Below are 18,014 nucleotides of genomic sequence, written 5' to 3' on the forward strand. Positions count from 1 at the left end.
CCGAGGCGGGTCTAGATGTCGAGCCTGAAGCCCGTCAGAAAGGCCTCCCAGGCCGCCTCATCCGGCCGGGCCCCCAGCATCACCGCCTGGTAGACCCGCATCCCGCGCGCAAACACCGCGACCCGGGCCTGCTGCTGCTCGGCTTGCAGCCCCTGCTGCAAGGCCTGCGGATTGGGCGTCATGCCCCTGACCTGCACCGCCTGGGCCGGCGCCGCACGGGCCTGCAGCCGTGCGGCCAGCGACTCGCGCATCTGTTGCAGGGCCGGAGTGACCTGGGCCGGATCATCGAGCTCGGCCCAGGTCAGCGAGAAGCTCAGCCCCGCCGCCTTGCAGGCCGCCAGACCCATGCGGACCGGCTCGCGCCGTTCGACCTCGGGTTTGCAGGGGAACAGGGCCAGCACGCCGGCACCGTCCGGCCGCAGCTCGCGCCAGTCCAGGCTCGGGCTGCAGGCACTCACAACGGCAAGCAGGGCGAGCAGCAGGGCAGGGGCGATTCTCATCGCCTCATTATCCAGGGGTGCTGTCGCACAATGTGCGCATGCAAGCCACCCCCTCACTCCCCCCGGGCGCGCTCCATGGCGTGCGCGTGCTCGATCTGTCCCGCGTGCTGGCCGGGCCCTGGTGTACCCAGACCCTGGCCGATCTGGGCGCCGACGTGATCAAGGTCGAACGCCCCGGCAGCGGTGACGACACCCGCGCCTGGGGCCCGCCCTATCTGAAGGACCGCGAGGGCAAGGACAGCAGCGAGGCCGCCTACTACCTGGGCGCCAACCGCAACAAGCGCTCGATCACGATAGACATCGCCCACCCCGAGGGTCAGGCCTTGATACGGGAGCTGGCCGGCAGCGTGGACGTGGTGGTGGAGAACTTCAAGGTCGGCGACCTGGCCCGCTACGGCCTGGACGCGGCCAGCCTGCGCGCCCTCTACCCGCGCCTGGTGTTCTGCTCGATCACCGGCTTCGGCCAGACCGGCCCCTACAAGGACCGCGCCGGCTATGACTATGCGGTGCAGGGCCTGGGCGGGCTGATGAGCGTGACCGGCGAACGCGACGAGCTGCCCGGCGGCGGACCGCAGAAGGTGGGCGTCGCGGTGGCCGACCTGTTCACCGGCCTGTATGCGACGGTGGCCATCCTGGCCGCGCTGCGCCATCGCGACGCCACCGGTGAGGGCCAGATCATCGACATGGCCCTGCTGGACACCCAGCTGGCCATGCTGGCCAATCTGGGCTCCAACTATCTGTGCACCGGCCAGGCGCCCGGCCGCATGGGCAATGCGCACCAGAACATCGTGCCCTACCAGGTCTTCGAGGCCGCCGATGGCCATCTGATCCTGGCCGTCGGCAATGACAGCCAGTTCGCCAAGTTCGCCGAGATCGCCGGCCGCCCCGACTGGGCGGCCGATGCGCGCTTTGCAAAGAATGCGGATCGGGTCCGCAACCGTGAGCTGCTGGTGCCTGAGATCGCCGCCCTCATCAAGACCCGGCCCCGCAACAGCTGGCTGGCCGCGCTGGAGGCCGCCAAAGTGCCTTGCGGCGCGATCAACAATCTGGCCGAAGCCTTTGCCGACCCGCAGGCCCAGGCCCGCGAGATGACGGTGGCGATGGCTCACCCCTTGAGCGAGCAGCTGCGCCTGGTGGCCAGCCCGATGCGCTTGTCGGCCACCCCGGTCAGCTATCGCCGGCCGCCGCCGCTGCTGGGCCAGCACAGCCAGGACATCCTGGCCGAGGCCGGGCTGGACGGGGCCAGGATCGCCGCGCTGCGGAGCGCGGGCGTTCTGGGCTGAAGTAGGCGCATCAGCGTGAGAAAGTTCTCGAATCGTCGCCAAATAGCTGCCAACATGCGCCAGCCATCCGCGTTTCCCCCGAGACGGGGGATGGACGCTGCCGCGGTGCCCCCGGACCATGGCGACCGCTCCCGGCCACGGTCCGGGCCCTGAACCCACACGACTTTGCAGTACCCGTCCTGCCCCTCACCCGCCCTCATGCCCAGCCACACGCCCGCCCCGCCCGCTCCGGGCGCCGCCAACGACGCGGCGCAGGGGCCCAGCCATGCGCAATGGGCCGAGATCGTGCAGCAGCTGGGCGCCGAGATCGCCGGGCCGCTGAGCGCCGCGCTGGAGCGCATCCACAATCTGGTGGCCACCGGCCAGATCGATCGCCAGGGCCTGCGCTCGCTGCGCGAGAGCGTGACCCAGGCCCGCGAGGCCGGCATGATGGGGCAGCAGCTGGCCCGGTTGGCCTCGGGGCGGCTGCGGCTGTCGCGCGAGCGCCTGCAACTGGCCCCGCTGCTGCGCAGCGTGCTGGCCCATCGCAGCCGCGAGACCCAGGCACGCGGTATCCAGGTGCGCCAGGTGCTCAAGCCGGTCGAGGTGATGGCCGACGGCTCGCTGATGTTCGCCCTGCTCAATGCCTTGATGGACTGGGCGCTGGCCAGCACCCATTCCTCGATCGACCTGAAACTCGATCTGACGCCCTGGCCGGCCAAGGCCCGCCTGGTCTGCCGCTTTGCCCATCGTTCGCTCGATCTGCTGGACGAGCAGCGCAGCGCCGAGCTGCCGCCGGCGCTGAACTCGCTGGCCTGGCGCCTGGTCGAGCAGACCGCGCTGACCCTGGGCGTGCTGCCGCTGCGCGAGGACGCCAGCGGCATCACGGTGCTGACGCTGGAGTTCCCGCAGACCGTCGGCGACGAGCCCGGCACCGTGGCGCTGGACCCGCAGGTCGAGCCGGAGCGCGGCGCAGACACGCAACAGCCCTCGCTCAACTCCAAGCCGCTGGCCGGCAGCCATCTGCTGATCGTCTCGCCGCGCCGCGAGCTGCGCGCCCAGCTGCAGGACGCGGTACGGCATATGGGCCTGATCGTCGATCTGGTCAACAGCATCGACGAGGCCGCGCAGTTCTGCCTGGAGGGCCTGCCCCATGGCCTGGTGTTCGAAAGCGGCCTGCGCGGCGCGGCGTTCGACCAGCTGCGTGCCGAACTGCTGCGCGAGGTGCCGCAGTTCAGCTTCATCGAGGTGCTGGACGGCGAGCACCTGACTCAGCTCTCCACCGCCACTGCCGACGGCATGGCACGCATCTCGCGCCAGCACCTGACCGACGCGCTGCCCTCGGTGCTGCTGTTCGAGTTGTCCAAAACCCTCTGACGCCGCCCATAGCGGCGCTGCACTAAACTGCGGCGCATGAAGCTGCCTCGATTCCTCGCTCCTGCCGTGCTGCTGGCCGCCCTGGCCGGCGGCGGTTTGCTGGCCTACCAGAGCCTGCTGCAGCGCGAGACCGCGCCGGCGCTGAGCTATGTGCTGCTGGACGGCGCCAAGGTCGAGACCCGCCAGTGGCAAGGCAAGGTGATGCTGGTGAACTTCTGGGCCACCAGCTGCACCACCTGCGTGGCCGAGATGCCCGAGATCGTCGCGACGCACCAGAAGTTCAAGGCGCGCGGCTTCGACACGCTGGCCGTCGCGATGAGCTACGACCCGCCGGCCTTCGTCGCCAATTTCGCGCAGAGCCGCCAACTGCCCTTCGGCGTCGCAATCGACAACACCGGCGAGATCGCCAAGCAGTTCGGCCGCGTCCAGCTGACGCCCACCACCTTGCTGATCAACAAGCGCGGCGAGATCGTCAAGCGCTATGTCGGCGCGCCCGATTTCGCCGCCCTGCACCAGTTGGTGGAACAGCTGCTGGCCGAAGCCTGAGTCGGGCGGCACCGCCGCATGTCCCACCGCCTGTATCGCGCCTCCTTCCGGCAACTGCTGCTGCTGGGCTTTCTGCTGATCGCCGGCCTGCTGGCCGCCGCCTCGCTGGGCGGCCTGTTCACCTTGGAGCGCCTGACGGTGCAAAGCCGCAGCGCCGCCGAGCGCGCGGTGCAGCTGAGCAGCGCCGTGCAGCAGCTGGCCGAGCGCAGCGTCGCGATGGAGCGGGCCGCGCGACAGTTCCTGGTGCTGGAAGACCAGCTGCTGCGCCGGCGTTTCAACGAGGCGGCCAGCGATGCCGAGGCCGTGCTGCAAGAGCTGCAGGGCCAGCGGCTGATTCCCGAACAAGCGCAGGCCTGGCGGGCCCAGCTCGATCTGATCCGCCGCCAGCTCGATGCCGCCTGGCGCAGCCGCAAACGCGAGCAGGATCTGACGGCGCAGTTTCGCGAGCTCGAGGCGCAGACCGTGGCCATCGCCGAGCAGGTGCGCCTGCACACCGAGGCGCGCAACCGCAGCCTGCAGGAGCAGCTGGAGCAGGGCCGGGTCCGGCTGGGCCAGCAGGTGCTGGGGGCGATTGCGCTGGCGGCGCTGCTCTCGCTGGCCTTCGGCTTCTGGCTGACCCGGCCGCTGCGCCGGCTGGAGCAGGCCATCGTCGGCCTCGGCGAGAACCGGCTCACCGAGCCCATCAGCATCCAGGGGCCGAGCGACTTGCGCTCGCTGGGCCAGCGCCTGGATTGGCTGCGCCTGCGCCTGGGTGAGCTGGATGCCGACAAGGCACGCTTTCTGCGTCATATCTCGCATGAGCTGAAGACGCCGCTGGCGGCGCTGCGCGAGGGCGTGTCGCTGCTGGAAGACGGCGTCACCGGCACGCTGAGCCCGGACCAGCGCGAGGTCGCCCGCATCCTGCGCGACAACACGGCCACCTTGCAGCAGCAGATCGAGGCCTTGCTGCGCTTCAATGCCGCCGCCTTCGAGGCCGGCCGGCTGCAACGCCGCCGCACCGAGCTCGGCGCGCTGATCCAGGCCCTGGTCGAAGCCCAGCGCCTGCAGTGGCAGGCACGGCAATTGCTCATTGAGATCGACGGCGGTCCGCTGGAGGCCGAGGTGGACCCGGACAAGCTGGGCACGGCCCTGGGCAATCTGCTGTCCAATGCGATCCGCTTCAGCCCGCCGGGCCGGGGCATCCGTTTCCATTTGTCGCAACAAGCCGGCCAGGTCTGCATCGACATTACCGACCAGGGCCCGGGCGTGGCGCCCGCCGACCGTGCCCGGGTGTTTGAGCCCTTCTACCGCGGCGAGCGCCAGCCCGACGATGCCATGCGTGGCAGCGGGGTCGGCCTGTCCATCGTGCAGGAATACATTGCCGCCCATGGCGGGCAGATCACGCTGCTGCCCACCGAGCCCGGCGCCCATTTCAGAATCACGCTACCGCATGCCAGTCCCTGACGCCCGCTTACTGTCCGCCCTCGCCATGAGCCTGCTGCTGGGCGCCTGCGCCCAGCCCAAGCCCGAGATCCGCGAAGTGCGGGTGCCGGTGCCCGAGGTCCTGCCCGCCGACGCCGCAGCCCGGCTGCTGCTGGCCCAGCATGAGCGCCTGCTGAAGCTGAGCGCGGCCGAGCTGGGCCAGGAGGTGGCGCCCCGCGACGACACCAAGCTGACGCCGGCCGCCGCCACCCAACTGGCCCTGGCCCTGGCCCTGCATCGCGGCAATGGCGATCTGGCACGCGCCCAGGGCCTGCTCGACCAGGTGCTGCGCGACCCCACGCCCGAGGCCCTGCCCTGGCAGCCGCTGGCGCGGCTGCTGCAGGGCCGTCTGGCCGAGCAGCGCCGGCTCGAAGAGCAGATCGACAAGCTCAACCAGCAGGCCCGCGACAGCCAGCGCGACAACCAGCGCCGGCTCGACCAGCTCAATGAAAAGCTCGAGGCGCTGAAGGCCATCGAACGCAGCCTCAACACCCGGCCGGCGGCCACCAAGCCATGAACAACGGCGCCCGCCTGTTGCTGGTCGATGACGACGCCGACCTCTTGAAGCTGCTGTCGATGCGATTGAGCGCCGCTGGCTACCAGGTCACGCCGGTGGGCAGCGCGGAGGCCGCACTGGCCCAGATCGCGGTGCAGCGCCCGCATCTGGTGCTCAGCGATGTGCAACTGCCGGGCAAGGACGGTCTGGCCCTGTTCGACGCGATCCGCGAGCGCCACCCGGCGCTGCCGGTGATACTGCTGACGGCGCACGGCACCATCCCCGACGCGGTCGAGGCCACCGCGCGCGGCGTCTACACCTATCTGACCAAGCCCTTCGACGGCAAAGCGCTGCTGGACACCATCGCCCAGGCGCTGGCGCTGGCCGCGCCCGAGGTCGACGCGCCCGAGCAGGACAGCGCCGCCTGGCGCGCCCCCATCGTCAGCCGCTCCAATGTGATGGCCGAGCTGCTGGCCGAAGCCAAGCTGGTGGCCGCCTCGCAGGCCAGCATCCTGATACGCGGCGAGAGCGGCAGCGGCAAGGAGCTGCTGGCCCGCGCCATCCACAATGCCAGCCCGCGCGAGGGCCGGCCCTTTGTCGCGGTCAACTGCGGCGCGATCCCCGAGCCGCTGCTGGAATCCGAGCTGTTCGGCCACGTCAAGGGCGCCTTCACCGGCGCGGTGGCGAATCACCGCGGCCTGTTCCAGGCGGCCCATGGCGGCACGCTCTTCCTCGACGAGATCGGCGACATGCCACTGCCGCTGCAGGTCAAGCTCCTGCGCGTGCTGCAGGAGCGGCTGGTGCGGCCGGTCGGCGCCAGCGACGCGATCCCGGTCGATGTGCGCATTCTGTCGGCCACGCACCGCGACCTGGACGCGGCGATGGCCGAGGGCTTGTTCCGCGAGGACCTGTACTACCGGCTCAATGTCGTCACGCTGGCGCTGCCGACCCTGGCCGAGCGGCGCGAGGACATTCCGCTGCTGGCCCAGCACTTCCTGAGCAAGCTGGCCGACAAATACGACAAGCGTCTGAACGGCTTCGCGCCCGAGGCGCTGAAGGCGCTCAGCACCGCCGCCTGGCCCGGCAATGTGCGCCAGCTGCACAACGTCGTCGAACAGGTCAGCGCGCTGGCCACCACGCCGCTGATCCCGCTGTCCCTGGTACAGCGGGCCTTGCGCGTGCCCAGCATGGAAGTGCTGAACTATGCCCAGGCGCGCCAGCGCTTCGAGCACGAGTACCTGGTCGGCCTGCTGAAGCTGACCGACGGCAATGTGGCCGATGCCGCCCGCCTGGCCGACCGCAACCGCACCGAGTTCTACCGCCTGCTGCAAAAGCATGGGCTGACGCCGGGCCTGTTCCGCACGGATGGCCCGGTCGCTGAATAGCGACAGCGCTTTTCCCTTGTGAATCAATCACTTGGCGAATAGACCCCGGGTCTTGTCGCTGCCCGGCGACACATCGGCCGCCCAATTTCGGGCAAGCAAATTTAAGCTGTTGATTTAAAAGGAAATTTTCCTTGGTACGGGTCTTGCAAAGAGACCCGTATGCAGATTTCTTTTTCCCTACGCCACGCACTGGGCCTGTCGGCCCTGCTGGCCCTGGGTTCGGCCCAGGCTTTCGACTTCGAGGACGTCGCGGCCCAAGCGAAGCAGCTGGCCGGCAAGCCCTACCAGGCGCCGGCCGACACGCTGCCCAGCGAGCTGAAGACTCTCAGCTACGACCAGATCCGCGATATCCGTTTCAAACCCGAGCGCGCGCTGTGGCGCGGCGAGAAGCTGCCCTTCGAGCTGGCCTTCTTCCATCTGGGCAAGTTCCAGACGCAGCCGGTGCGCATCAACGAAGTCACGCCCCAGGGCGCGCGCCCGGTCAGCTTCAAGCGCGAGGACTTCGACTACGGCAAGAACAAGCTCTCCTACCAAGGCTTTAGCGATCTGGGCTTTGCCGGCTTTCGCGCCCATTACGCGTTGAACAATCCGCAGTACAAGGACGAACTGGTCGTCTTCCTGGGCGCCAGCTATCTGCGCGCGCTCGGCGCCGGCCAGCATTACGGCCTGTCGGCACGCGGCCTGGCGCTCGACACGGTCGGTGGCAAGGGCGAGGAGTTTCCCCGCTTCACCGAGTTCTGGATCGAGCGTCCCAAGGCCGATGCCAAGTCGCTGACGGTCTACGCGCTGCTCGACTCGCCACGCGCCAGCGGCGCCTACCAGTTCACGATACGTCCCGGCGGCAACACCGTGATGGACGTGCGCAGCCGCCTGTTCCTGCGCGGCCCGGTTGCGACCCTGGCGCTGGCGCCGCTGACCAGCATGTATATGTTTGGCGAGAACCAGCCGCACCGGACCGACTTCCGCCCCGAGGTGCACGACTCCGACGGCTTGATGGTGGCCACGGCCGAAGGCGAATGGATCTGGCGCCCGCTGATCAACCCGGCTGGCACGCTGACCACCTCGTTTGCGATGAAGGGTCTGCGTGGCTTCGGCCTGATGCAGCGCGACCGCGCCTTCAGCAACTACGAGGACACCGAGGCCCGCTACGAGCAGCGGCCCAGCGCCTGGGTCGAGCCGGTCGGCGACTGGGGACCGGGCCGCGTCGAGCTGATGCTGCTGCACACGCCGGACGAGACCAATGACAACGTGGTCGCCTACTGGGTGCCCGAGAAGACGCCGGCCCCCGGCCAGGCGCTGGACTTCAGCTACCGCCTGCATATGCAGGGCGAGGCCCAGCAGCGCCCGCCCGGCGCCTGGGCGACGCAGAGCCGGGCCGGCCGCGGCTTCGCCGAGCTGGCCGCCAACGAGCAGCAGTTCATCGTCGATTTCCAAGGCCCGTCGCTGGCCAAGCTGCCGCCCGACGCCACCGTGAAGGCCGTGCTCAGCAGCGATGCCAACGGCCGCATCACCGAGAGCAATGCCTACCGCAACCCGGTCACCGGCGCCTGGCGCATGACCGTGCGTGTCCAGCAACTCCGCCCCACGCAAGCCACCGAGCTGCGCGGTTTTCTGCAACACGATGACAACGTACTGACGGAAACATGGAGCACCATTCTTCCCCCTCGCTGATGAGCAGCCGAGCGCTGCCGCTGAGCCAGACCGCCCCGCCCATGCTGCGCGGCTCGATGGCTCCCCGCCCCTGGGGCCAGCCCCAGCCCGCCACCGCTGCGCCCGTGATCGAGGCCGCACCCTGGGAAAAAGCCGCACAGCGGCGCCGCCGCGCGCTGATGTTCAGCACGCTGGTGGCCACCGCGCTGGCCACCACGGTGCTGGCCCGTTCGCAACCGGCGCTGGCCGAGTCCGGCTGGCACTGGCTGCATATGGGTCTGTTCGCGCTGCTGTTCGCCTGGGTCAGCGCCGGCTGCGTCACCGCCGTGATGGGCTTCTGGGTGACGCTGCACGGCGACCCGCATGCGATGTCGCGCCAAGGCACGGGCCTGCAACCGATCTCGGCCGATGCCAAGACCGCGCTGATCATGCCGATCTGCAACGAGAACGTTGCCACCGTGGTCGCCGGCTTGCGTGCCACCTGCGAATCGCTGGCGGCCTCGGGTGCGCTGCGCTTGTTCGACGTCTTCCTGCTGTCCGACAGCAGTGACCCGGCCGTGCGCGCCGAGGAGCAGCGGGCCTGGGCCCAGTTGCGCGAGCGCTTCGCCGGCCAGGGCCGCATCCACTACCGCTGGCGCGCCCGGCGCACCAAGAAGAAGGCCGGCAATGTGGCCGACTTCTGCCGCCGCTGGGGCCGGCTCTACCGCTATATGGTGGTGCTGGACGCCGACAGCGTGATGAGCGGCGACTGCCTCCTGAGCCTGGTGCGCCTGATGGAGGCCCACCCGAGCGCCGGCATCATGCAGGCCGCCCCGCAGGCCTGCGGCCATGACACCTTGCACGCCCGCGCCCAGCAGTTCGCCGGCCGCGTGACCGGCCGCTTGTTCACCGCCGGCATGCAGTACTGGCAGCTCGGCGAGGCGCACTACTGGGGCCACAACGCCATCATCCGCGTCGAGCCTTTCATGAAGCATTGCGGCCTCGCGCCGCTGAACGGTCAGCCGGTCATGTCGCACGACTTCGTCGAGGCCGCGCTGATGCGCCGCGCCGGCTATCACGTCTGGCTGGTACATGACCTGCAGGGCAGTTATGAGCAGCAGCCGCCCCATCTGCTGGCCGAGCTGCAACGCGACCGCCGCTGGTGCGGCGGCAATCTGCAGAATGCGCGCCTGATCAGGGAGCCCGGCCTGCACCCCGTGCACCGCGCGATGCTGCTGACCGGCGCGATGGCCTATGCCTCCGCCCCGCTGTGGCTGCTCTATGTGGGCCTGGGCGCGGTGTTGTGGATGAATGGTGGCAATGACAGCTTTGTGCCACCAGGCGGCTTCGGCATCGGCGTGCTGGGTCTGTGGACCGGCACGATCGCGATGCTGGTGCTGCCGCGCGTGCTGGGCGTGCTGGCGGTGTTGCTGAAGGGCGAGCAGTCGCAGTTCGGTGGCACGGCGGCGCTGCTGGGCAGCACGCTGGTCGAGGCCGGCATGTCGGTGCTGCAGGCACCGCTGCGCATGGCCGCACACACCGTCTTCGTCATCGGCGCCCTTGTTGAAAAATTCGCGGGCCTGAAGCTGGAATGGAAATCGCCCCCGCGCGAGGCCAGCGACGTCAGCTGGCGCGAGGCCGCCGCGAGCTTTGCGCTGCCCGGCACCGCCGTGCTGGGCTTGTGCGCGCTGCTGGCCGCGCTGCAGCCGAGCACCTTGCTGTGGATCGCGCCGATGGCGCTGCCGCTGCTGCTGGCCGTGCCGATCACGGTGTTCAGCAGCCGGGTCAAGCTCGGTGCGCGCTTGCGCGAGGCCCGCCTGCTGCTGATCCCGGAGGAGACCCGCGCGCCGACGGTGCTGCGGCGCGCCTGGACTTATGCGCTGAGCCCAGCCGCGTGAGCCTGCTGGTCGGCGTGGTAGCTGGAACGCACCATCGCGCCGACAGCGGCATGGCTGAAGCCCATCTTGTAGGCTTCTTCCTCGATCATCTTGAAGGTGTCGGGGTGCACATAGCGGCGCACCGGCAGGTGGTGGCCCGAGGGGGCCAGGTATTGCCCGACGGTCAGCATGTCGATGTTGTGGGCGCGCATATCCCGCATCACCTGCAGGATTTCTTCATCGGTCTCGCCCAGCCCGACCATGATGCCGCTCTTGGTCGGCACGCCGGGCACGGCTTCCTTGAAGCGCTTCAGCAGATCAAGGCTGAACTGATAGTCCGACCCGGGACGCGCTTCCTTGTACAGGCGCGGCGCGGTTTCCAGGTTGTGGTTCATCACATCAGGCGGTGCGGCTTTCAGGATGTCCAGCGCGCGGTCGGCGCGGCCACGGAAGTCGGGCACCAGCACCTCGATCTGGGTAGAGGGGCTCAGCTCGCGGACCTTGGTAATGCATTCGGCGAAGTGACCGGCGCCGCCATCGCGCAGATCGTCGCGGTCGACGCTGGTGATCACGACGTACTTCAGCTTCAGCGCGGCAATGGTCTTGGCCAGGTTCAGCGGCTCGTCGACATCGAGCGGATCGGGCCGGCCATGGCCGACATCGCAGAAGGGGCAGCGCCGCGTGCACTTGTCGCCCATGATCATGAAAGTGGCCGTGCCCTTGCCGAAGCATTCACCGATATTCGGGCAGGAGGCTTCCTCGCAGACCGTGTGCAGCTTGTGCTCGCGCAGGATCTGCTTGATCTCGTAGAAGCGGGTGCTCGGCGAGCCGGCCTTGACGCGTATCCAGTCGGGCTTTTTCAGCATCTCGCCGACCGGCACGATCTTGATCGGGATGCGCGCGGTCTTGGCCTGGGCCTTTTGCTTCGCGGTGGCGTCGTAGTCGGCGGCGTCCTGCGCCTGGTGAATCACATTCTCGGTTGCCATGGCCTTAGCTCTTGTTATCAGCGCGACAACTGGGCGGCAAGCCGCTCGCCGAAGCGCTGGGCCACCGTGGGCCAGTCCGTAGAAACCCCGATTCTAGCGAGGTCGACCGTCTCGAGCCCGGCATAGCCACAGGGGTTGATGCCCAGGAAGGGTCGCAGGTCCATCGCCACATTGAGCGCGGCCCCGTGGTAGGTGCAGTGCCGGCTGACCTTCAGCCCCAGCGCCGCGATCTTGCCCAGGCCCTTGAAGGGGTCCAGCGGGTCGGCCGGGCCGGTCAGCGCGCCGTGGGCGCCGGGGTCGTCGAGCCGCACATAGATGCCCGGCGCGCCGCCGACGCGGTGGCCGGTGACGCCAAAGCTGTCCAGGGTCTGTATCAGCGCGGCCTCCAGCCGGAACACATACTCCTTGACGAAGATGCCCAGGCGCTTCAGGTCCACCAGCGGATAGGCCACCACCTGGCCGGGGCCGTGATAGGTGACCTGGCCGCCGCGATTCGTCTGCACGACCGGAATGCCGCCGGGGTTCAGCAGATGGTCGGCCTTGCCGGCCAGGCCTTGCGTATAAGTGGGCGCGTGCTCACACAGCCACAGCTCGTCGTCGGTGTCGGGGCCGCGCGCCTCGGTGAAGTCGCGCATCGCCTGCAGGGTGCTCTCGTAGTCCACCCGGCCCAGTGTTTTCACAATCATGGAGGGATGGTAGCGCCGGGCCGTAAGGCCTGGCTGCAGTCAGGCGACTGCATTTGAGTTAGGGTTGCTGCATCCAGCCCTGGAGATTCACTCATGCGACTCATTGCTGCCCTGGTGCTGGCCCTGATCGGGCCGGTTCACGCGAACACGCTGGACCAGGCCCTGGCCGCCTACGAGCGCGGCGAGCTGGAGACGGCGGCCAAGGGCTTTGCCGAGCTGTCGCGCCAGGGCCTGCCGCTGGGCGACTACAACCTGGCGATGATGCATATCCGCAGTGAGCTGCCCCAGCCCGACCTGCCCGAGGCCAAACGCCTGCTGGAACGCGCGGCGTCACAGCGCCTGGTGCGGGCCCAGCTCGCGCTGGGTCAATGGCATGAGCAGGGGCTGCAAGGCAAGGCCGATCTGCGCGCCGCCGCGCATTGGTACGGGTTGGCAGCGGCCTCGGGCAGCGTCGACGGCCAGGTGCAGCTGGCCACCGCCTATTACCTGGGTCGTGGCCTGGCCAAGAACATGGCCCAGGCCGCGCACTGGTATCGCGAGGCGGCCAAGGGTGGCGATGTCGGTGCACAGTACCTGATCGCGTCGATGTACGAGAAGGGCCTGGGGGTGAGCGCCGATCTGCGGCTGGCGCGCTACTGGTACGACATCGCCGCGCGCAATGGCGACGAGGCCGCGCCGGCCAAGCTCAAGGAGCTCGATCAGCGCCTGGCAGCGAAGCCAGCCGCCTAGAGAACCACCTTCACCATCGGATGCGTAGTCAAGGTCCGATACAGCTCATCGAGCTGCTCGCGGCTGGTCGCGGTGACGGTGATCGTCAGTCCCAGATAGTTGCCGCCCTTGCTGGGCCGCTGCTCGACGGTGGCGGCATCGAACTCGGGGTCGAAGTTTCTCGCCACCATCACGATGGCCTCGACAAAGCCCTCGACATGGGCCCCCATCACCTTGATCGGAAAGCGCGAGGGGTATTCGATCAGCGACTGCTCGGGCGGGATGTCGGGCGGGGTGAAACTCATGATGGCTGCTCTTCTCAGATCGATTGCAATGGCTTGGCGCGCTGATAGGCCTCGTACAGGCGGGCATAGACCGGCCCGGGCTTGCCGCGCAGCGCGCCATGGCCGACCGGCTCATGGTCCAGCGTCGTCACAGGCAGCACTTCCTTGGTGGCCGAGCTGAGGATGATCTCGTCGGCGGCGAAGACCTCGGCTTCCGAGATCGGGCGCAGGTTGTAGCCGATGCCGCAGTCCTCGCAGAGTTCGCGCAGCAGTTCGACGCGGATGCCCTCCAGCACCTGCTCGCTCTTGGGCACGCCCAGCAGCGCACCTTCCTTGACGATCCAGACATTCGAGGACGAGGCCTCGGTCAGGTGGCCGTCGCGGAACATGATGGTCTCCAGCGCACCCTGGTCGGCCGAGATCTGGCGTGCCAGCACATTGCCCAGCAGCGAGATGCTCTTGATGTCGCCACGCTCCCAGCGGAAGTCGCGGGCCGACAGGCAGGCCACGCCCTGATGGCGCTCCTCGGCCGACACCAGTTTGGCCGGCGCGCTGTAGGAAAAGGCGGTGGGCGCGATGTCCTTGGGCATCACATGGTTGCGCGGTGCGACGCCGCGGGTGATCTGCAGATACAGCCACTGATCGTCGGCATCGACCGAGGCGATCAGCTGCCGCCCCACCGCCAGCCATTCGGCGCGGGTCAGCGGGTTCTCGATGCGCAGCTTGGCGAGGCTGCGATCCAGCCGGTCCATATGCGAATCAAAGCGGAACAGGCGCCGGCCATAGACCGGCACCATTTCGTAGACGCCGTCGCCGAAGATGAAGCCGCGATCCATCACCGAGATCTTGGCCTCGGCCAGCGGCGTGTACTCACCATTCAGATAACAGCGGACATCGGGCAGTGCGTGCATGGCGTTCTCCTCGGACCCATCAAGAGCTTACGCCCGAATCACTTGATCCAGAGCCGGATCGCGTCCCAGGCGCGGCCGAAGATGCCGGCCAGCGCCACCTCCTGCTGCACCACCAGCGGCACCTCGGCCACCGGCGTGCCGGCGGCTGTCATCACCTTCAGCGTGCCGACGCGCTGGCCCTTGGCCAGCGGCGCGACCAGCGGGTCGGTGCGCTCGACCTTGGTCTGCAGCTTGCCGCCCTCGCCGCGCGGCACGGCAATGAACACCGCGCCCGCCGCGCCCAGCTTGGCCTCGGGCACGGCGCCCTTCCAGACCGGCACGGTGGAGACGGCCTGATCCTTGTCGAACAAGCGCACCGCGTCATAGGCCGAGTAGCCCCAGTTCAGCAGCTTCTGGCTTTCGCTGGCGCGGGCCTGCATCGAGGCCGTGCCCATCACGACACTGATCAGGCGGCGCTTGCCGTTCGGGAACTCGCGCTGGGCGCTGGTGACCAGGCAATAGCCGGCCGCCTCGGTGTAGCCGGTCTTCAGGCCGTCGACGCTGGGATCGCGGCCCAGCAGCAGATTGCGGTTGGGCTGGCGGATCTTGTTGTAGGTGTATTCGCGCTGCGAGTAGTAGCCGTAGTACTCGGGGAAATCGCGGATCAGGCTGGCGGCGATCACCGACAGATCGCGCGCGCTGCTCTTGTGGCCCGGCTCGGTCATGCCGGTGACATTCTTGAACTGGGTGTTCTTCAGGCCCCAGGCCTGGGCCTGGCGGTTCATCATCGCGACGAACTGCTCGACCGTGCCGCCCACGCCCTCGGCCAGCGCCACCGAGGCGTCATTGCCCGACTGGATGATCATGCCGCGCAGCAGCTCGTCGACCTTGGGCGTCATCGTCGTGTCGATGAACATCAGCGAGGGATCGCCCTTGCGCTCGTCCCAGGCACGCTGGGACACCGTCAGCGTCTGCTCCAGCGTCAGGCGCTTTTCCTTCAGCGCGCTGAAGACGATATAGGCCGTCATCAGCTTGGTCAGCGAGGCCGGGTCCTGCGGCTGGTCGGCTTCGCGCTCGGCCAGCACCTTGTTGGCCGTGACGTCGAACAGGATGAAATTGCGCGCGGCAATCTCGGGCGGCTGCGGCGCCTGGGCCAGGGTGTTGAGGGCGCTGGCGGCGGCCAGCACGAAGGCAATCAATCGCTTCATCGGAACAGGGTCTCAGGGAAAGTGGCGGATCAGGCTGGGTGCCAGCCGCGCAGAACAATGTCCTTGAGCAGCGGCAGCTGCCCATGGAAGAAATGGCCGACGCCGGGCACCACGGTGACCGGCAGGGCCTGCGGCCGGGCCCAGTCCAGCACGGCGGCCAGCGGCACGACATCGTCGGCCTCGCCATGGATCACCAGGGTATCGGCCGGCACCGGCGCGGTGTCGAAACGGCTGGTGGCCGGGCCGACCAGACACAGGCGCTCGGCGGCGACCTCCAGGCGGCGCGCCGCCTGCGAGGCGACAAAGCCGCCGAAGGAGAAGCCGGCCAGCGCCAGCGGCAGCGCGGCATCGCGGGCATGGGCGATCACGGCCAGCGCATCGTCAACCTCGCCGCGCCCCTCGTCCCAGGCACCGGCCGAGCGGCCGATGCCACGGAAGTTGAAGCGCACCGCGCGGTAGCCCAGCTGCACAAAGGCACGCGCCAGCGTTTGCACGACCTTGTTGTCCATCGTGCCGCCCTGCGTCGGGTTCGGATGGCAGATCACCGCGACGCCGCGCAAGACCTGACCCTCGGCGGGCAGATCCACCGCGCACTCGATCTCGCCGGCCGGGCCGGCGATCAACAGCTTCTCGGTTCGCGAGTTCATCGCCTCAGCGCCCGACGTTGTCCGGCAGCAGCAGGCGCTCGACCACCCGGCCCTGCTGCAGATGCTGCTCGACGATCTCGTCGATATCGCTGGCATCGACATAGCTGTACCAGACGGCGTCCGGATAGACCACGGCCACCGGGCCGCCGGCGCAGCGGTCCAGGCAACCGGCCTTGTTGACGCGCACGCCGCCGGGGCCGGCCAGGCCCAGGGCCTTGACCCTGGACTTGCAGTGATCGAAACCGGCCTGCGCACCATGCTGGGCGCAGGCGTTGTCGCCGCTGTCGCGCTGGTTCAGGCAGAAGAAGATGTGGCGCTGGAAATAACTCATAGCGGCGATTGTAGGCAGTGCGGGTTTATCCGGAGGTCTCGCGCCGCGCCAGCAGCGCCAGCAACCAGGCCAGCACGCCGAATGGCCAGAGCCAGCCGACCCATTGCGCCAGGCCGTAGAAGCTGATGAAGCGGCCCTGCTCCCAGGCTTGCAGGCTTTGCGCCAGATAGGGATCGGTGGGCGCCTCGCTGACCATCGCGATCAGCGCGCTGGTCACGACCAGACCCCAGGCCGCGCAGGCGCGGCGCGAAAACGCGCAGAGGATGCAGGCCAGCCCCAGGCCCAGCGCCAGCCCCGGCCAGGTGCTCAGGGTCAGCCAGGCCCAGGCATGCTGGGGGCCGAAATTCAGCGCGGTCGACAAGGCCGTGCTGAGCACACCCAGCGCGGCCGCGCCGAACACCAGGGCCAGGCGCTGCCAGCCGGGCCGCGCCACCGACAGGGCCAGCAGGCAGGGCGCCAGCAAGCCCAAGGCGATCGTGATGCCCTCCAGACCCGGCGGCAGCGCGCGCTGCAGCGCCGGCTCGGCCAGTTCCTCCCATTGCAGCGCCCAGGGCGTGCCTTCCAGCAGGCTGGCGGCGAGTTCCTGCAACCGGGGCAAGACCTGGCCCAGGCCCAAAGGCACCGGCGCCGGGAACAGCAGGGCCACCGGCCACAGCGCCAGCAAGGCCAGCGCACCGGCGCTGTGCGGCACAAACCAGTGCTCGCGCCGGCCCTGCCAGCGGGTCAGGCCGCCGACGATATAGAGCACCAGGCCCAGCAGCAGACCGGCCGCCGCGCCCGCGCTATTGAGCAGCCAGTCGACCAGGGAGGGCACCCGCCGCGGCAGGAAGTACTGCAGGCTCTCCATGCCGAAGGACAGCAGCGGCGGCAGCAGCAGACCCAGCAGCAGGCAGCGACGCAGCCGCTGCCCGCTGCGCACGGCGGCGGCAAACACCAGCAGGCCCAGCGGCATATAGCCGAGCAGATTGGCGTGCACATCGAAGCCGCCCCAGTACTTGGGCCAGGGCAGACCGATCAGCCCCCAGGCATCGACCGTCGGCGGCAGGGTCCAGGGCCAGAACGGATAGAGGCTGGCGTAGACCACCAGGCCGGCATAGGCCAGGGCCAGCAGCGTGGCCGAGCTGCGGCGGCGCGGCAGCGGCTGCGGCAGCCAGCGCGCCATCATCAGAAAGGCTTGACCACCACCAGGATCACGATGGCGGCAAAGATCCCGATCGAGACCTCGTTGAAGACGCGGAACCAGCGATGGCTGCGCTTGTTGGCCATCTGCTCGAAGCGGCGCAGCTGAGCGCGGCAGACATGGTGGTAGCCGACGGCCAGCAGCACCAGGCTCAGCTTGGCGTGCATCCAGCCATTGCCGGGGCCGCGGCCGATGCCGTAGTAAAGCCACAGCACCAGGCCCAGGGCCAGGGCCGGGATCATCAGCAGGCTCATGAACTTGTAGAGCTTGTGCCCCATCAGCAGCAGGCGTTCGCGCTCGGCGTGGCTGTCGGCGGGCACCATGGCCAGGTTGACGAACAGCCTGGGCATATAGAACAGGCCGGCAAACCAGGCGGCCACGAAGACGATGTGAAAGGCTTTGATCCAGAGCATCGGGCCATCATACGGCCCGGGTCCGGAGGCCCCGCTGGCGCGGATGGCAGAGTTGCAAGCAAAAACCGCAGGCAAAAAAAACCCCGGCTGAAGAGCCGGGGTTGGAAAGCCTTTTCGCTGTCATCACGTCAAGGCTCCTGCTCAGGGA

Annotated in this window: 19 protein-coding genes; 9 read left to right on the forward strand and 10 right to left on the reverse strand. The window is 68.7% G+C overall.

All coding sequences use genetic code 11. The features are described from left to right. Positions 1-11 precede the first annotated feature (11 nt). Positions 12-500 (reverse strand): hypothetical protein, encoded by a 489-nt coding sequence (locus O5M90_RS12925; protein ID WP_269839075.1) that lies wholly within the window; start codon positions 498-500, stop codon positions 12-14. Positions 501-538: 38 nt separating this feature from the next. Here O5M90_RS12925 and O5M90_RS12930 point away from each other — a divergent pair, with 38 nt between their 5' ends. The 8 genes from O5M90_RS12930 to mdoH all read left to right on the forward strand — a co-directional run bounded on the left by O5M90_RS12930 (position 539) and on the right by mdoH (position 10,554). Continuing rightward, a complete protein-coding gene (locus tag O5M90_RS12930; RefSeq protein ID WP_440402071.1) occupies positions 539-1,783 on the forward strand; it encodes a CaiB/BaiF CoA transferase family protein in 1,245 nt (414 codons plus the stop codon). 198 nt (positions 1,784-1,981) lie between these two features. Then, entirely contained in the window at positions 1,982-3,139 is a 1,158-nt protein-coding gene (locus O5M90_RS12935; RefSeq protein ID WP_269839077.1) for a hypothetical protein, read from the forward strand. Positions 3,140-3,175: 36 nt separating this feature from the next. Further along, on the forward strand, positions 3,176-3,685 hold the full coding sequence (locus O5M90_RS12940) for a TlpA disulfide reductase family protein (protein WP_269839078.1): 510 nt from the start codon (positions 3,176-3,178) through the stop codon (positions 3,683-3,685). A gap of 18 nt (positions 3,686-3,703) precedes the next feature. Continuing rightward, entirely contained in the window at positions 3,704-5,128 is a 1,425-nt protein-coding gene (locus O5M90_RS12945) for an ATP-binding protein (RefSeq protein ID WP_269839079.1), read from the forward strand. A gap of 25 nt (positions 5,129-5,153) precedes the next feature. Next, positions 5,154-5,663: a hypothetical protein gene (locus tag O5M90_RS12950; RefSeq protein ID WP_269839080.1), complete on the forward strand. Its 510-nt coding sequence runs from the start codon at positions 5,154-5,156 to the stop codon at positions 5,661-5,663. Beyond that, a complete protein-coding gene (locus O5M90_RS12955) occupies positions 5,660-7,027 on the forward strand; it encodes a sigma 54-interacting transcriptional regulator (protein ID WP_262969141.1) in 1,368 nt (455 codons plus the stop codon). The genes O5M90_RS12950 and O5M90_RS12955 overlap by 4 nt, the downstream gene beginning before the upstream one ends. A 159-nt stretch (positions 7,028-7,186) precedes the next feature. Further along, positions 7,187-8,698, forward strand: coding sequence for a glucan biosynthesis protein G (locus O5M90_RS12960; RefSeq protein ID WP_269839081.1), 1,512 nt, complete (start codon positions 7,187-7,189; stop codon positions 8,696-8,698). After that, a complete protein-coding gene (gene mdoH / locus O5M90_RS12965) occupies positions 8,671-10,554 on the forward strand; it encodes a glucans biosynthesis glucosyltransferase MdoH (protein WP_440402072.1) in 1,884 nt (627 codons plus the stop codon). Before O5M90_RS12960 ends, mdoH begins: the two co-directional genes overlap by 28 nt. Here the strand turns inward: mdoH and lipA are convergent. Together lipA and lipB are read right to left on the reverse strand one after the other, a co-directional pair. Further along, positions 10,530-11,519, reverse strand: a complete 990-nt coding sequence (lipA, locus tag O5M90_RS12970; RefSeq protein WP_269839083.1) for a lipoyl synthase — start codon at positions 11,517-11,519, stop codon at positions 10,530-10,532. The genes mdoH and lipA overlap by 25 nt on opposite strands. 17 nt (positions 11,520-11,536) lie before the next feature. Beyond that, the gene (gene lipB, locus O5M90_RS12975) at positions 11,537-12,205 is read right to left on the reverse strand and encodes a lipoyl(octanoyl) transferase LipB (protein ID WP_269839084.1); all 669 of its coding nucleotides are present in this window, start codon (positions 12,203-12,205) and stop codon (positions 11,537-11,539) included. Positions 12,206-12,298: 93 nt separating this feature from the next. Between lipB and O5M90_RS12980 the strand changes: the two genes are divergently transcribed. Then, on the forward strand, positions 12,299-12,934 hold the full coding sequence (locus O5M90_RS12980) for a tetratricopeptide repeat protein (RefSeq protein ID WP_269839085.1): 636 nt from the start codon (positions 12,299-12,301) through the stop codon (positions 12,932-12,934). Here O5M90_RS12980 and O5M90_RS12985 read toward each other — a convergent pair. Genes O5M90_RS12985 through O5M90_RS13015 form a run of 7 tightly spaced genes read right to left on the reverse strand, consistent with a single transcriptional unit; the run spans position 12,931 to position 17,866 of the window. Continuing rightward, entirely contained in the window at positions 12,931-13,218 is a 288-nt protein-coding gene (locus O5M90_RS12985) for a DUF493 family protein (protein ID WP_269839086.1), read from the reverse strand. The genes O5M90_RS12980 and O5M90_RS12985 overlap by 4 nt on opposite strands. A 14-nt stretch (positions 13,219-13,232) precedes the next feature. Then, a complete protein-coding gene (locus O5M90_RS12990; protein WP_137944141.1) occupies positions 13,233-14,108 on the reverse strand; it encodes a D-amino acid aminotransferase in 876 nt (291 codons plus the stop codon). Between the two features lie 38 nt (positions 14,109-14,146). Further along, entirely contained in the window at positions 14,147-15,295 is a 1,149-nt protein-coding gene (locus O5M90_RS12995; RefSeq protein WP_262969135.1) for a D-alanyl-D-alanine carboxypeptidase family protein, read from the reverse strand. A gap of 29 nt (positions 15,296-15,324) precedes the next feature. Further along, positions 15,325-15,942, reverse strand: coding sequence for an alpha/beta hydrolase (locus tag O5M90_RS13000; protein ID WP_137944143.1), 618 nt, complete (start codon positions 15,940-15,942; stop codon positions 15,325-15,327). Between the two features lie 4 nt (positions 15,943-15,946). After that, complete coding sequence (locus tag O5M90_RS13005; protein ID WP_137944144.1) at positions 15,947-16,273, reverse strand: (2Fe-2S) ferredoxin domain-containing protein; 327 nt, start codon at positions 16,271-16,273, stop codon at positions 15,947-15,949. Between the two features lie 25 nt (positions 16,274-16,298). Beyond that, positions 16,299-17,438, reverse strand: a complete 1,140-nt coding sequence (locus tag O5M90_RS13010; protein WP_269839087.1) for a VanZ family protein — start codon at positions 17,436-17,438, stop codon at positions 16,299-16,301. Further along, entirely contained in the window at positions 17,438-17,866 is a 429-nt protein-coding gene (locus O5M90_RS13015; RefSeq protein ID WP_137944145.1) for a CopD family protein, read from the reverse strand. Before O5M90_RS13015 ends, O5M90_RS13010 begins: the two co-directional genes overlap by 1 nt. Positions 17,867-18,014: the final 148 nt, after the last annotated feature.

It is taken from the genome of Paucibacter sp. M5-1, from assembly GCF_027498415.2.
Lineage (GTDB): Bacteria > Pseudomonadota > Gammaproteobacteria > Burkholderiales > Burkholderiaceae_C > Roseateles_E.